13 protein-coding genes are annotated in these 14,541 nt (G+C 71.1%); 3 read left to right on the forward strand and 10 right to left on the reverse strand.

The annotated features are described in order from the left end of the window. Positions 1-2: 2 nt before the first annotated feature. The 5 genes from HYN04_RS12310 to HYN04_RS12330 form a co-directional block, all read right to left on the reverse strand. The gene (locus HYN04_RS12310; RefSeq protein ID WP_110451029.1) at positions 3-836 is read right to left on the reverse strand and encodes a phytanoyl-CoA dioxygenase family protein; all 834 of its coding nucleotides are present in this window, start codon (positions 834-836) and stop codon (positions 3-5) included. A 75-nt stretch (positions 837-911) separates the two neighbouring features. Continuing rightward, on the reverse strand, positions 912-1,505 hold the full coding sequence (locus HYN04_RS12315) for a DUF4893 domain-containing protein (RefSeq protein ID WP_110451030.1): 594 nt from the start codon (positions 1,503-1,505) through the stop codon (positions 912-914). A 301-nt stretch (positions 1,506-1,806) separates the two neighbouring features. Then, positions 1,807-1,992 (reverse strand): hypothetical protein, encoded by a 186-nt coding sequence (locus HYN04_RS12320; protein ID WP_110451031.1) that lies wholly within the window; start codon positions 1,990-1,992, stop codon positions 1,807-1,809. After that, positions 1,989-2,468 carry a tellurite resistance TerB family protein gene (locus HYN04_RS12325; RefSeq protein WP_199285967.1) on the reverse strand — a complete coding sequence of 160 codons (480 nt, stop codon included), beginning with the start codon at positions 2,466-2,468 and terminating at the stop codon, positions 1,989-1,991. The genes HYN04_RS12320 and HYN04_RS12325 overlap by 4 nt, the downstream gene beginning before the upstream one ends. A 223-nt stretch (positions 2,469-2,691) precedes the next feature. Continuing rightward, positions 2,692-3,486 carry an enoyl-CoA hydratase/isomerase family protein gene (locus tag HYN04_RS12330; RefSeq protein WP_110451033.1) on the reverse strand — a complete coding sequence of 265 codons (795 nt, stop codon included), beginning with the start codon at positions 3,484-3,486 and terminating at the stop codon, positions 2,692-2,694. 140 nt (positions 3,487-3,626) lie between these two features. Between HYN04_RS12330 and HYN04_RS12335 the strand changes: the two genes are divergently transcribed. Next, entirely contained in the window at positions 3,627-5,087 is a 1,461-nt protein-coding gene (locus tag HYN04_RS12335) for a flavin-containing monooxygenase (RefSeq protein WP_110451034.1), read from the forward strand. A 7-nt stretch (positions 5,088-5,094) separates the two neighbouring features. On the opposite strand, the gene HYN04_RS12340 is transcribed toward HYN04_RS12335, so the two are convergent. After that, entirely contained in the window at positions 5,095-6,138 is a 1,044-nt protein-coding gene (locus tag HYN04_RS12340) for a serine hydrolase domain-containing protein (RefSeq protein WP_162599646.1), read from the reverse strand. Positions 6,139-6,232: 94 nt separating this feature from the next. Here HYN04_RS12340 and HYN04_RS12345 point away from each other — a divergent pair, with 94 nt between their 5' ends. Further along, the gene (locus HYN04_RS12345) at positions 6,233-7,072 is read left to right on the forward strand and encodes a class I SAM-dependent methyltransferase (protein WP_110451036.1); all 840 of its coding nucleotides are present in this window, start codon (positions 6,233-6,235) and stop codon (positions 7,070-7,072) included. 8 nt (positions 7,073-7,080) lie between these two features. On the opposite strand, the gene HYN04_RS12350 is transcribed toward HYN04_RS12345, so the two are convergent. Both HYN04_RS12350 and HYN04_RS12355 read right to left on the reverse strand, forming a co-directional pair. Beyond that, a complete protein-coding gene (locus tag HYN04_RS12350) occupies positions 7,081-8,037 on the reverse strand; it encodes an alpha/beta hydrolase (protein WP_110451037.1) in 957 nt (318 codons plus the stop codon). A gap of 107 nt (positions 8,038-8,144) precedes the next feature. After that, complete coding sequence (locus HYN04_RS12355; RefSeq protein WP_110451038.1) at positions 8,145-9,683, reverse strand: sulfatase-like hydrolase/transferase; 1,539 nt, start codon at positions 9,681-9,683, stop codon at positions 8,145-8,147. Positions 9,684-9,793: 110 nt separating this feature from the next. Here HYN04_RS12355 and HYN04_RS12360 point away from each other — a divergent pair, with 110 nt between their 5' ends. Beyond that, complete coding sequence (locus HYN04_RS12360; protein WP_110451039.1) at positions 9,794-11,902, forward strand: prolyl oligopeptidase family serine peptidase; 2,109 nt, start codon at positions 9,794-9,796, stop codon at positions 11,900-11,902. Positions 11,903-11,931: 29 nt separating this feature from the next. Here the strand turns inward: HYN04_RS12360 and HYN04_RS12365 are convergent, their stop codons facing one another. Both HYN04_RS12365 and HYN04_RS12370 read right to left on the reverse strand, forming a co-directional pair. Next, positions 11,932-13,653, reverse strand: a complete 1,722-nt coding sequence (locus HYN04_RS12365; protein ID WP_162599647.1) for a ShlB/FhaC/HecB family hemolysin secretion/activation protein — start codon at positions 13,651-13,653, stop codon at positions 11,932-11,934. A 156-nt stretch (positions 13,654-13,809) separates the two neighbouring features. Continuing rightward, a complete protein-coding gene (locus HYN04_RS12370; RefSeq protein ID WP_110451041.1) occupies positions 13,810-14,460 on the reverse strand; it encodes an NUDIX hydrolase in 651 nt (216 codons plus the stop codon). Between the last annotated feature and the right edge of the window lie 81 nt (positions 14,461-14,541).

The following is a 14,541-nucleotide window of genomic DNA, read 5'->3' on the forward strand; positions in this document are numbered from 1 at the left end:
CGCTAGCCCTGAGCGACATCCTCGCTGAGGGCGGCCCTGTCCTCGGCCGAACCCAGGGTCGATCCCGCTGACCGGCGCCCCAGGGCGTAGTTGGGCGGAACCACCTCAGGGTCGGCGCCGGGCGCCGTGGGGGGCGAGAAGTAGCCCAGGGCATAGGAGCCCATGGCGTAGCCCAGCAGGTCCTGGAGCTCGGGGTCGAAGGTCCGGGCGATCTCGGGCGGGCAGGCCAGGTACTGGTTCTCTTCCTGCCGCAGCCAGCCGAGGGCGTAGGTGATGTTCAGGCCGACGCGGTCTGAATCCGAGTCGTTGGCCCCGCCGCTGTGAACCACGCTGCCCGTGTAGACGAGGACGGAACCCCGCGTCATCACCGCCTGGGTGACCTCCGAGGGGTCGGCCCGCCGGTCATCCGGCCAGCCGGTGGAGCCCGGGACCACGCGGGTGGCGCCATTCTCCCGGGTGAAGTCGGTCAGGGCCCAGATCGTGTTGAGCTGGGGCTCGACCCCCTTCAGGTGCGTGCCCCAGGCCCAGCGGTCCTTGTGAAGGCTCTGGGCCTTCTCGCCGGGCATGATGCGGATCACCTGGCCAAGATGCAGCTGGTAGCGTTCGCAGGACGGCAGGAGCAGGCGGTCGCACTGGGCCAGGACCTGCGGGTTACGGATAAGGTCGCGGCAGAGGGGCGAACGGGCGGCCAGGGCGCCGGTGCGCGTCGTGCGAAAACCCGTGAACCCGTCGCGGCCCGGCGACGTGGCCTGGACCCAGGGATCCAGCTCGGCGCGGACCGCGTCGGCCTCGGCCGGGGTCAGGACCCCATCAAGGATGACGGCGCCATCGGCCATGAGCCGGGCGTGGACCGAGTCGGGATCGGCGTCGGGCGGGAAATGGGCGAGCTCGGGCGCCAGCTCGTTCTCCTGTCACTTCCGGGCCGGCGGGACGCGCTCGAGTTCCATGACGTCGAAGGCCGACTCGAACTCCGGCTCGGGGAATTCGAGGCGCAGCCGGTCCGGGCCGGGACGGACCGCGAGGGCCACCTGGTTGCGGGCGCCGGGCCGGCCGTAGGCCTGGCGGGGCTCGTCCCCGAAGGACAGGGCGCCGGCGAAGATCATCCGGGTCTCGCCATCGTCATAGAACCGTCCGCTGACCCGTTGGGAGCCCGTGAGCTTGTCCAGTCGCCAGCCGGCCCCATCGTCGACGATCCGGCAGCGGAACCAGCCATAGACCACCAGTCCTGCGGACTTCCCGAGCTTGATCGTACGGCAGCGCCAGTCCCCGGTGAGGTCGGCGGACCGGACGGACAGGAGCTTTCCGGACAGGGCCTTGTCGAGGACGGCGACATCCTCCGGCGCGCCCACGGACTTCGCCGCGCTGACGGCGGCCGTCCGCGTCGCCTCGAAGCGCTGGAGCCGCGCCTTGTCCTGCACCGTGAGGAGCTGGACGATGGCGCCGTCGGCCCGGGCTGCGCCGGCGATGCCAAGGACCAGCCCGAGCGACAAGATGGTTGCGAACATTCCCTTCACGTCAGCCTCCTCCGGGGATCACCCAGGATTTGAGATGGATCATGGCGCAGGTTCGCGGAGGGCGCGAGTCTTCAACCGTCCAGCGGGAACCCGGGTCGATCCCAGGATCGGTCCTGCCTCGCGCGGATAGCCTCGATTGGCGCACCCCGCCTCCTGACTCCCCCCGTCAGACGAGGTGGGACGCCCGGCCCGCCTCGCCCCCCGAGGCGGGCCGATTGCGTTCATGAACTCAAACGCCGCCCGAGCACATGACGCTGGACGGCGCGGAATTCGGGTCGGCCGGACCTGCGGGTCAGACCTTGATGTCGACCTTGCGCTCGGGATCCCGGGGACGGCGATCGTCATCCGCACGCATTTCGGACTTGGACGAGGATTCGGCCGGCTTCACGGGAGTCACGGTCTCGGCGCCAAGGACCGGCGGGATGTTCGTGGGCTGGACGTAGGTCCAGGCCATGGGATCGAAGGGTTGAACCCTCATGTCCGCCTCCTGCGGGGGGCGACCAGATCCAGATCCTGGGGAGACAGGATCAGGATGGCGCAGATCCTCATTACAGCCTCACGTTCCTCTGCGTCAAATCCGCCGTCTGCAGAGGCGACGGCGCAGGCGGCGGCAGCGACGGCCCGGGCCGCGGCCGGCTTCTCCCGAAGCCTGCGGATGGAGGCCTCGGCGAGGGCCTGGGCCCTCTCCGGGTCCTGGTTGAACTCGGTGATCCGGGCCTCGAACGCCTCGATCACATCCTCGACGCCAAAGACGTCGAGGGCGGGCAGGGTTCGCAGGCGCTCGGTGACCCTGCGGGTCTCGTCGGGGGTCACCCACCCGTCGGACTGGGCCACAAGGGCGCAGGCGCTGACCAGGGCCTCGAACTGGACCAGGTCGCCCGGAGTCCAGGCGTCCTGGAACTCCACCGGCGCATCCTTGCGTCTGGGAGTCTGGGCGAAGGCGGAAAAAGTCATGTTGGTGCTCCTCTGTAGGATGGGAGCGCCCGACGCCGGAACCGGCAGGCTTGGGGGGGGAAGGGAAGGCCCCGGACCCGGCATCGAGCGCACCCGATGCGGTCCGACATCGCGCTACACTGGAAGCGCCAGAGGGGCCCGGCCCGCGAGTGAGAGTTGGGAAAGGCGAAGGGGCCCTGCAAGGGGCGGCGCCGGAAAAAAGCGACCGCCCCTTCGGGCGGGATCACCGTCCGTGGAACTCCGGCTCGCGCCGCTCCATGAAGGCCTGCACGCCCTCACGGAAGTCGTCGGACCGGAAGAGGTTGAGCAGGCTCATGAGCACATGATGGGAATGGCTCTCGAAGTCCTGGGTCAGGCCGTGGCGGAAGAGGCGCTTCATCTCGGTCACCGCCAGGGGTGCGTTGGCGGCGATGGTCGAGGCCCATCGGGTGACCTCGGCCTCGAAATCCCCTGAAGGGACCGCCCGGTTGGCCAGGCCCATGGCCACGGACTGCTCTGCGCCGAGGGTCTCGCCCAGCATGGCGACCTCGCAGGCCTTGGCCCAGCCCAGGAGGCGCGGAAGATACCAGGTGCCGCCACTCTCGGGGATCACGCCCCGGCGGGTGAAGCCGGGCAGGAGCCGGGCCGTGTCGGACATGATGCGCATGTCACAGCCCAGGGCCAGGTCCAGGCCATAGCCCGCCGCAGCCCCGTTGATCGCCCCGATCACCGGCTTGTCCATACGCTGGAGGGTCACGGTGCAGATCTCGCGCGTGGAATGATGCCGGGCCCCGGCGCTGGCGAGGCCGGACCCACCGATGCCTTCGCCGGCCGCGGCCTGCTTGAGGTCGAGCCCGGAGCAGAAGGCCCGCCCGGCTCCCGTCAGGACCACCACCCGAACGGCTGGATCGTCATCGGCCACCTTGAAGGCCTCGTTGAGCTCGCCCAGCATCCGGCCGGTGATGGCGTTCATCACCTCGGGGCGGTTCAGGATGATCCAGCGGACCGGGCCCCGGTCCTCAATGCGCACTTCTTCCATGGTTGGCCTCCCTCGGTCCGTCCGGGACCCCTTCGCCGACTTTCGCCGGGGGGAGCGGGCCCGGTCAATCCGGGGCGGCCCCCGGGGCCTTTCCCCCGGCCCGGACCTGTAGGACACTGGCCCCGCAGAGGGAGACCACCATGGCCGGAACGGAACGCAGGCTGAGGATCGCGGTGATCGGGGCCGGGGCCGGCGGGATTGCAACCGTGATCCGCCTGAGGGAGCGCGGCGACCACGAGGTGGTGGTGTTCGAGAAGGCCGCAGAGCCCGGCGGGACGTGGCGGGACAACACCTATCCCGGCATCACCTGCGATGTGCCATCGCACCTCTACAGGTTCTCATTCGCGCCCAATCCGGACTGGAGCCACAAGTACTCGCCGGGTCCGGAGATCCAGGCCTACATGCGCCAGGTGGCCTCGGACTTCGGGGTGGACCCCGTCGTTCGCTACAACTCCGAGGTGGTTTCCGCCACCTGGCGCGAAGGCGGCTGGGAGATCGTCACGACCCAGGGCCCCGAAGGGCGCTTCGACGCCGTGATCACCGCGGTGGGCATCCTGCATCATCCCGCCCTGCCGGACATCGAGGGCCTGGACGACTTTGCCGGCGACGCCTTCCACACCGCCCGCTGGGACCATTCGGTTTCCCTGCAGGGCAAGCGGATTGGCGTCATCGGCACCGGCTCAACCGCCATCCAGGTGGTGCCCGCCATCGTCGACCCCGCGGAAAAGGTCAGCCTGTTCCAGCGCACGGCCCAGTGGATCATGCCCGAGCCCAACACGCCGATCCCGGACGAGAAGCGCGCCGCCTACCGGGCGGACCCGGGCCTGCTGGCGGGCCAGTACGACCACCTCGCCCAGGCCTTCAACGGCGCCTTCTGCGCGGCGGTGGCGGGCGAGGCGCCGGACGTCTACGAACGCATGGCCCAGGCCTGCCGCGACAACCTGGCCACCGTGGCCGACCCGGAACTGAGGGCCCGGCTGACCCCGGACTACCGGATGGGCTGCAAGCGCCTGATCGTCTCCAGCCTGTTCTATCCGGCGATCCAGCGGCCCGACGCCGAGCTGGTCACCGACTCCATCACACGGATCGAGGCCGGCGGGGTGCGGACGGCGGACGGGCGGCTGCACCCGCTGGACGTGCTGGTCCTGGCCACCGGCTTTGACGCCCACCACCCCTTTGCCGACATGCGCATCACCGGGCGCAGCGGGCGACCCCTTTCGGAGACCTGGGCGCGGGGCAATGTGACCTACCGGGGAGTCACGGTCCCGGACCTGCCCAACTGGTTCATGCTGGGCGGGCCCAACAGCCCCCTGGGCAACTTCTCCTTCCTCATGACCGCCGAGCGCCAGCTGGGCTACGTGCTGCAGCTGGTGGACCTGCTCGCGGCGGGGAAGGCCCAGGAGATCACCCCCCTTGAGGCGCCGACAGAGGCCTGGACCCAGGCCCTGAAGGACCGGCTGGCCGGATCGATCTGGGCCTCGGGCTGCCGGAGCTGGTACTTCGACCCGCACGGCAATGTGGCCACCTATCCCTGGTCCTACGAGACCTTCGAGGCCGAGATGAAGGCGCCCATCCTCGAGGACTACGCCCTGGCGACATAAGGCGGGGTCAGGTCGCGCCGGACAGGATGAGCTCGCGGGCCTGGCGGATCGGCTCCACGACCAGGGGCAGCTGGTGCTTCAGGAAGAAGAGGCCGTAGAGGCCGGTCCGACGGTCGATCCAGGGATAGGCGCCAAAGGCGCCGGGGCTTGAGGCCAGGAGACAGGCGCCGCCCGGCCCGGCGACCTCACACCAGTTGCCCAGGTCGTAGGCGGCGACGTCGGCCAGCCCCGGGGGGCGGTAGGCCATGGGCAGGCCCGCGGTCTGCACCTTCTCCAGTTCAGCGACGGCGGCCTCCGAAAGCACGCGATGGCCATCCAGGACGCCGCCGCCAGCCACCATGCCGAGGAACCGGCCGTAATCCTCGGCGGTCGTGTAGGCACCCCCCTGGAGGTTGGGGTTTCGGACCCCGGCCGGGTCGAGGTCAGGGCGAAGGGGATGGCCCCAGTAGGTCGAGGTCATGCCGAGGGGACGGGCGATCCGGGCCTCGAAGAGGTCGGCCCAGGTCTGGCCGGTGGCCTGCTCCACCAGGGCGCCGGCAACCTGAAGGGAGGGGCCGCCGTACTTGAAGACCCGCCCGGGTGGATCGACCTGGGCGCGGCCGGCGATGCGGTCGGCGGACTCAGCCAGGGTCAGGTCGGACTCCTGGAGGAGGTCCGACATCCCCAGGAGTCCCCCCTGGCCGGCGGTGAAGGACAGGAGCTGGCGCAGGGTGATCTCGCCGGCGGGGCCCTGGAAACGGGGCAGGCGACGACCGATCGGCTCGTCCAGGGACAGCCGCCCCTCGTCGACCACGGTCATGACCAGGGCGGCGGCCATCCACTTCGACGCGGAGGCGACGGGCAGGCGGGCGTCGGGCGCGATCCGGCCGCGGTCCATCCGGTAGAGCCTCACGCCGTCGCGATAGACGATGACCGAAACTCCCGGGGCGCCGCGGGCGAGGATGGCGTCGAGCCGCGCCTCAAGGCCCTCTGGAGGGTTCGCCGCCAGGGCCGGGCGGGCGACGACGCCCAGCGCCAGGAGGGCGGCGAGGATGAGGGCTCTCAACGGCATCTGGTGACTTTCCCCGGAAAGCGGCAGGGTGTGGAACGGGGTGCGCGGGAAACCGGGCGGTTCCAATCCTACCAGACTGGAGGGGAAATCCGGCATGAGTGCGGCGAACGCGGCCCAGGTCGCCTATTGGAACGAGACGGCGGGCCGGACCTGGGCCGATCTCCAGGACCGCATCGACCGGCAGATCCGCCCCCTGGGGCTGGCGGCCATGGAACGGCTGGCCCCGGCGTCGGGTGAGCAGGTGCTTGATGTCGGCTGCGGCTGCGGCGACACCAGCCTGGAACTGGCCCGGCGGGTCGGGCCAGGGGGCGGGGTGCTGGGCCTCGACATCTCGGCGCCCATGCTGGAGGTCGCCCGAGGGCGGGCCGAGGCCGCCGGCGCCCGCAACCTGGCCTTCGACGAGGCCGACGCCCAGACCGCCGAGCTTCCAGGCGGCCGCGACGCCGTCTTCTCGCGCTTCGGGGTGATGTTCTTCGCCGACCCCGCGGCCGCCTTCGCCAACCTGCGCAGCGCCCTCAGGCCCGGCGGCCGGTTGGGGTTCGTCTGCTGGCGGCCCCTGGCCGAGAACCTCTGGATGCGCCTGCCCGCCGAGACCGCCGCCGGCCTGGCGCCGCCCGCCCCGCCGCCGGAGCCGGGCGCGCCCGGACCCTTCGCCTTCGCCGATCCGGACCGGGTGCGGCGCATCCTGGCCGAGGCCGGGTTCACCGGGATCGACCTTGCGCCCCACGAAGAGGCGATCGGCGGCCTGGACCTGGAGGGAACCGTGGCGATGAGCTTCCGGGTCGGCCCCCTGGGCGCGATCCTGCGCGAACGGCCGGATCTCGCCCCCCTGCTGCGCGAACGTGTCCGCGAGGCGGTGTCCCCCTGGCTCCGCGGGGACGCCGTGTACATGCCCTCGGCGACCTGGCTGGTGAGCGCCCAGAACCCGGGTTGAACCTGGCCTCAGCCGTTCAGGAAGCGGTTGAGGGCGGCGCGACTGTCGCGGTCGGCCGCCTGGGCGACCCGGGCGCCGCGCATGACCTGAAAGGCATGGAAGGCGCCGGGATAGACGTGCACCTCGGTCGGGATTCCCTCGCGGGTCAGGCGCCGGGCGTAGTCCAGGTTCTCCTCCAGGAAGAGGTCCAGGGCGCCCGTGGCGATGAAGGTCGGGGGCAGGCCCGCCAGGCTCTCCGCCCGGGCAGCGGCGGCGTAGGGCGAGACCCCCTCGATCCCCGGTTCATGCCCGAGTATGGCGGTCCAGCCGAAACGGTTGTTGTGCGGCGTCCAGATGAACTCGCCCACCGTCGGATGGGGATCGGGCCGCGTGCAGGTGCGGTCGTCGATCATCGGATAGATGAGGTGCTGGAAGGCCAGCTGGTGCTCGCCCCGGTCCCGGGCCAGGAGGGCGAGACTGGCGGCCAGGCCCCCGCCGGCGCTCTCGCCCATGACCCCGACCCGGGCCGGGTCGACCCCCAGCTCCGCGGCGTTGGCTAGGGTCCAGGCGAGGGCGGCGTAGCAGTCCTCGACGGCGCCGGGGAACCGCGTCTCGGGCGCCAGGCGGTACTCGACCGTGACGATGACGCAGCCGAGGTCGGCGGCCATGGGCCGGTGCATGGCCTCGTTGCCGTCCGCGCGGCCCGAGACATAGCCGCCCCCATGGATGTGCAGGATGCAGGGCAGGGATCCCTCGACGCCCCGGGGCCGGTAGATTAGGACTTCCACGTCCGGGTCGCCGGCCCGGCCCGGGATCATCCGCCGGACCTGGTCCGTCCGCTCCGCGTCCTTCGGGTCGGCGGGGAACCAGGAGGCCCGGCCCCGCATGCCCGGCAGCATGGCCTCGGTCAGGACGGCCGTCGGGAAGGCGTCCAGCATGGGCAGGAGCTCAGGATCGACCAGGTGGCGGGAGAAGGAGTCAGGCATGGGGCTTCCGCGGGTGGAGGGTCAGGAGGAAATCATGGCCCCGCGCCGGCGGAGCGGCAAGCCGGTGGGGATCGGACGGCGGGGATTGGACGGCGGGGATGAGGCGATCAGGGATAGATCTTCAGCATCTGGCCCTCATGGCGACGGACGGCCTGGCGCATGCTGGTCCACTGGGCGGGCACATTGCCCCGGTCCCACTCGGCGATCTCGGCCTTGAGGCGGGCCACCACCTCGGGCCGGGACGCGGCGAGGTTGCGGGTCTCGCCGGGGTCGTCGGCCAGGTTGTAGAGCATGTCATAGACCCCCTGGGCGGAGACCTTGGCCTGGACGCCGTCGGGGGTGATGCCGGCGGCGAGGCTTTCGGTCTCGCCCGGCTCGGCCCTGTTGACGCTCCAGAGCTTCCAGGCGCCGTCCCGGACCGCATAGTTGGGGCCTGAGCGCCAGAAGAGGCGGCGGGCGAAGGGCGCCGGCGCCTTGGCGTACAGGTAGGGGGCGAGGTTCTGGCCGTCCGTCCCCTTCGGCAGGTCGGCGCCCGCCAGGGCGGCGGCCGTGGGGGCGATGTCCAGGCTGGAGACAACCTGGGGCTCGACCGCCCCCTTCCGGAAGCGGCCGGGCCAGGAGACGATGTAGGGCACCCGCACGCCGCCCTCGAGATGCAGGCCCTTGAAGCCGTTCAGGGGGCCGTTGGTGCAGGCGGTCCCGATGTAACCGGCGCAGCCGTTGTCGGAGAGGAAGACGATGAGGGTGTCCTTCTCCAGCTTCCGGGCCTTCAGCTCCGCGCGCAGCTTTCCAACGCCGTCGTCCAGGGCCGTGACCATGGCGGCGTAGACCCTCTGGCCCTTGTCGGGGATGTCGCGGTTCCGCTCGATATAGCTGGCCGGCGCCTGCAGCGGCGTATGGGGCGTGGTGTAGGCGAGGTAGAGGAAGAAGGGCTTTCCGGCGTTGGCGTCGATGAAGCTGACCGCCTCGCGGGTGAAGGCGTCGGTGAGGTAGGTCTCCTCCTCCACCACCTCGCGGCCGCGCAGGACGGGCGCGGCCCGGCGCAGCAAGGCCATCTTCTCAGCCTCGGTCGCCCCGGGCGGGGCCTGGACACCCTCGGCAAGGCCAAAGGAGGCGCCCGCCCCCGGGGGCGTGATCTCCTCATCGCCGACCCTGAAGTCCGTCATGAACGAAGTCGCCCCGGTCATGACGCCGAAGAAGCTGTCGAAGCCCCGGTCGAGGGGATGGTAGCCGGCGGGCTGGCCCAGGTGCCACTTGCCCACCATGCCGGTGGAATAGCCGGCGCCCTTCAGGACCTGGGGCAGCAGGACCTCGTCCCGCGAGACCCCGCCCGTGCGGTCCCGGCCCACGGGGTTGAACTCGTAGCCGAAGCGGGTCTGGTAGCGGCCCGTCATGAGGGCGGCCCGGGAGGGCGCGCAGACGGGATGGGCGACATAGCCCTGGGTGAACCTCACCCCATCCCGGGCCAGGGCGTCGATGTTGGGTGTCTTCACCCAGGGCGAGCCGTAGGCGCCGGTATCGCCATAGCCGAGGTCGTCGGCCAGGATGACGATGATGTTGGGGCGCGCCGGGGCGGCGGGCGCGGCGAAGGCCGGGGCGGCCGCGAGGCAGGCGCCGGCGGCGAGGATCAGGCTTCGGGTGAACATGCAGGGCTTCTCCGGGCCAGGTCTTCCACCCGGCCTCCGGGAAGGCTAGCACAGGGGGGCCTGCGGGCCAGCGCGATCTGACGGCGCCGGCGTGGGGCCGGAGACCGAAGATGCCGAACCTGCTGCGCCCCGCCCTCCTGGCGGCGAGCCTCCTGGTGGGAGCCCTGCCCATGACCCAAGCCCTGGCCGCTGACGACCCCTACACCTGGATGGAGGAGATCGAGGGTGCGCGGGCCCTCGACTGGGCCCGGGCGGAGAACGCCCGGTCCCTGCCCCGACTGCAGCAGGACGCCCGGTACGCGGGGCTCTACGAACAGGCGCGCGCCATCGCCACGGCGCCGGACCGGATCCCGGGGGTCGCCTTCGCCGGCGGCGACCGGCTGCGGGACTTCTGGCAGGACGCAACCCACGTCCGGGGCCTCTGGCGCGAGACGGACCTGGCGGGCTACCGGTCCGGCGCGCCGGCCTGGCGGACGATCCTCGACGTCGACGCCCTGGCCAAGGCCGAGGGCGCGAACTGGGTCTTCGCCGGGGCGGACTGCCTTGAGCCTGACGCCCGCCTCTGCCTCGTCAGCCTGTCCGACGGCGGCAAGGACGCGGTTACGGTGCGGGAGTTCGACGCCCGGGAAGGACGGTTCGTCGAGGGCGGCTTCCGCCTGCCCGAAGGCAAGCACCGCTTCGACTGGATCGACCGGGACACCCTGCTGGTGGTCACCGCCCTTTCGCCCTCGGAAAGCACCGTCTCCGGCTATCCCTTCATCGCGCGCCTCCTGAAGCGCGGCCAGACCCTGGCGCAGGCGCGGGAAGTCTTCCGGGGCGAGCGCCGGGACGGCGGCTACGGCGTCAGCGGGCAGGTTTTCCGGGACGCCGCAGGACGGGTGGAGGCCGTGGTCCTTGACCGCCCCATCGACACCTTCAGCTCGGAGCATCACCTGCTGCTGGGCGACCGGACCGTGAAGCTGGGCCTGCCCCTGCGCTCGACGGTCCAGGCCCTCTCGGCCGGGCGGCTCGTGGTCAGCCTGGAGGCCGACTGGCCCGAGACGGGCATGAAGGCGGGCGACCTCGTGGACTTCGACCTGGCCGCCGTGTCGCGGGCGCCGCAGGCCCTGCGGCCGGACCTGGTGCTGCGGCCAACGGAGAGCCAGAGCGTCGAGCAGGTGGCGACCACCCGGGACCGGCTGGTCATCGGCCTTCTGGACAATGTGCGGGGCCGGGTCCTGAGCCTGCGGCGGACCGCGACGGGATGGACTTCGGAGACCCTGCCCCTGCCCGCCGATTCCACCCTGACGGTGACCTCGGCCTCGAAGGACAGCAACCGCCTGATGGTGGGCGCCTCAGCCTACCTGTCGCCCACAAGCCAGTGGCTGGCGGACGCCGCGGACGGATCGACGGATCGCCTCCGGGGCCTGCCGCCCCGGTTTGACGCCTCGAACATGGTCGTGGAGCAGAACTGGGCGGTCTCGAAGGACGGGACCCGGATTCCCTATTCGGTCGTCCGCCGGAAGGACGCGCCGATGGACGGGTCGAACCCGACCCTGCTTTATGCCTACGGCGGCTTCCTGGTCAGCCAGACCCCGGCCTATGCGGCGACGCCAGGCAAGCTCTGGGTGGAGAAGGGCGGGATCTACGTCGTGGCCAACATCCGGGGCGGCGGTGAGTTCGGCCCCCGCTGGCACAACGCCGGCCTGAAGCTGGACCGGATGCGGGTCTACGACGACTTCTTCGCAGTCTCGGAGGACCTGGTGCGGCGCGGCTACACCTCGCAACGGCGCCTCGGGATCATGGGCGGATCGAATGGCGGCCTGCTGATGGGCGTGGCCCTGACGAAGCGCCCTGAACTGTACAACGCCGTCGTCATCCAGGTGCCCCTGTTCGACATGATCCGATACACGCAGATCGGCGCCGGGGCCTCCTGGGTTGGAGAGTATGGCGACCCGGCCGTCCCGGCGGAGCGCGAGATGCTGATGAGCTACTCGCCCTACCAGAACCTGAAGGCGGGCCAGCCCTATCCCACGGTCTTCATCGAGACCTCGACCAAGGATGACCGCGTCCACCCGGCCCACGCACGCAAGGCTGCGGCCCGGCTGAAGGCGCTGGGCTACGAGTACATCTACTACGAGAACATCGATGGCGGTCACGCCGCCGCCGCCAACCTGAACGAACGGGCGGTGCGCCAGGCCCTGGAATACACCTACCTCATGCAGAGGCTCATGGACTGACCGCGGCGCACGCGCAGCCGTGCCAGGGCTCAGAACCGGACGGTAAGGCGAGCGACAGCCCTGACGTCGCCGGCCCGAGTCCGGGCCCCGTCGGCGAGGGCGCCGGCCACAGTGGCCCGCAATTCGGCCCGTCCTGCGAGGCGGGCCGTGGCTGCGACCCCGATGTTGGCGAGGGCGGCATCCTCGCCCCCGGAGGCGTTCCGCCCCCAGGCGGCGTCCGCGATCAGGGACGGCTGGACGCTGATGACGTCGGAGACGACCGGGATTTCTGCGAAGTCGAGATCTCCCTGGACCAGCAGGCCGTGGTCGGCGGCGCCGTCATCGTAGCTGTAGCCCCTGGCGGCGGTGAGACCGCCCAGGCCGAACTGCTCGGACCTGGGAAGGGCGCCGGTGGTCGCCTGCGCCCTGACCAGGGCCCGGAGGGTGCGGCCGCCCTTCAGCACCCGGGCGTGGACCAGGGACAGGCCGGCGTAGGCATAGTGCGCATCCTCCACCCGGCCATCGGAAATGGAGCGGATGCGGTACGTGCTGTTGGCGTCTCCAAGGTTGCCGGGGGAAAGCCTCAGGACGGCCTCGACCTCGGTCTGCGAGACCTGGGCGAAGCGGGTGCGGTTGTAGCCCGCGACGAGGTGGTAGGCGTTGAAGGCGCTCGAGGAGACCCGGACCTCGCCGAAGGCGGCGACGGAGACCTGGCGGCGCGCCTCAAGGCCCAGCCAGACGTCTCCCGGGGCTTGGGGGGAGCCTGTGAGGTTGGACAGGGCGAACCGGTAGGACACCGCCGCCTCGGCCATGGTGTCCTCGAGCTCGAAGACCTCGACGCGCTGGTGGGACTGGATCCAGTTGGCCGCAAGGTCGACCTGGGCCCTGGGCGCCACCGGGGCGGAGGCCTGGAGGGACTGGGAGAGATAGCCCCGCTCCGAGCGACCGCCGATATCCTCTGGAGATATCGTGACCTGGTAGGCCAGGAGGCTGTCCTTCAGACCAAGCCCGCCGGCCTGGACGCCTGCGAAGAGGCGGTTCCAGCTCGTCGTTTCCGAGCCGGTGTTGCCGTAGCCGGCGAAAATCGCCAGGGGCCGGGTCCGTGAGGTCCGGAGGATGAGGTCGGTCTCCCCGAGTCCCGCGCCCGGGCGGAAGATCGCCTCGACCGTCCGATAGGGATACCGGTTGAGCCAGACTAGGTCTTCCTGCAGCTGGCGGAGAGGGATCGCATCGCCGCGGGACAGGCGCACGGATCCCCGGACATCATCGTCCGGATCCTCCGGCTCCTGGCGGACCTCGCCGATCCGGAACTCCACGATACGGAGCCTCAGGACCCCGCTGCTGAGGTCCTGGGGCGGAGTGACCACCGCGGCGAAGGGATAGCCCCTGCGCCGGTAGATGGCGTTGATGTCGCCCTGGATGGCGGTGACCACGGCCGTGGTCAGGGGCCGGCCGGCATGGCGCGCCAGCACCTGGCCAAGCTCGGCTTCGGTGAGGCGAAGGTCACCGCCCGCCACCACCGCGCTCCGGCCCTCGGGAAGGATCGCCAGGTCTGCGCCCGAGGCGGCGGCCAGGCCCCTCAGGGGCGGGCCGGCGACATCCGCCTCCTCAGGCCCGGCAGGGGGCGCGATCTCCGGGGTCAGGGGGGCGGCCGGGCGGTTGACCGGCGGCGGGTTCCGCTCCACGGCCTGGGCGAGCGCCTCCCCGCCCACCCCTGCCAGAAGGGCGGTGGCGATGACGAGAGGCCGGACGCGGACCTGACTGGAACTCATTGGCCTTCGCCCCCGCCATCCATACGGCCTCACGGTCATCGTCAGGGCCTACGCGCCCGTTTTCGGGCCCAAGCCGGCAAACTTCAAGGCGGAAACGCCGGGTGGGACGGCCAGCGGGACCGTCGGAACGAAGCCCGGGCGCACCGGCGCGGAGGATCAGGCGCCCAGGGGCGTAAAGAGGCGCGCCGGGCGGTGAGGGCCCCGTTCGAAGGCCTCCAGGGCCCGCACCCGACCGGAGTCTTCCATAAGCTTGCGGAAGTTCCGCTTGTCCACCGGCCGGCCCAGGGCCGCCTCGTAGCCCGCCTGGAGGCGCGCCAGGGTGAAGGCGGGGGGCATCAGGGGGAAGAGGAAGGCGGGGTCCGCCCGGACCTCCGCGGAAAGACGCACCAGCGCCGCCTCCAGGATGGCGTCGTGGTCGAAGGCCAGGTCCTGTGTTCCGGCCAGGGGACGCCAGGCCGCCTCGGCGGCGTCCGTCCCCGCCTTCAGGCGGACATCTTCCGCGCGGAGAAGGGCGAGGTAGGCTACGGAAATGACGCGCCCGCGGGGATCACGGTCGGGCTGGCTGAAGTTGGCGAACTGCAGGATCCGGCCCGGCCGGACCCCGGTCTCCTCCTCGGTTTCGCGGCGGGCGCAGGCGTCGAGGTCCTCGTCTTCCTGGAGGAACCCGCCAGGTAGGGCCCACCGCCCGCGGAAGGGGTCGCCACCCCTGCGGACGAGCAGGGCTTGCAGGGCGCCCTCCCGGAGGCTGAGGATCACTATGTCGGCGGCCACGGCGGGGCGCGGGTAGTCGTAGCAGAAGGCGGGCATGTTAGTGTGTTGACAACACCAAGTGGAATGTGTAGAGATTACACTATCATCCTGTCCCGGACCGTCAACCAAAGGAGACGC

This window comes from Phenylobacterium parvum (assembly GCF_003150835.1).
Lineage (GTDB): Bacteria > Pseudomonadota > Alphaproteobacteria > Caulobacterales > Caulobacteraceae > Phenylobacterium > Phenylobacterium parvum.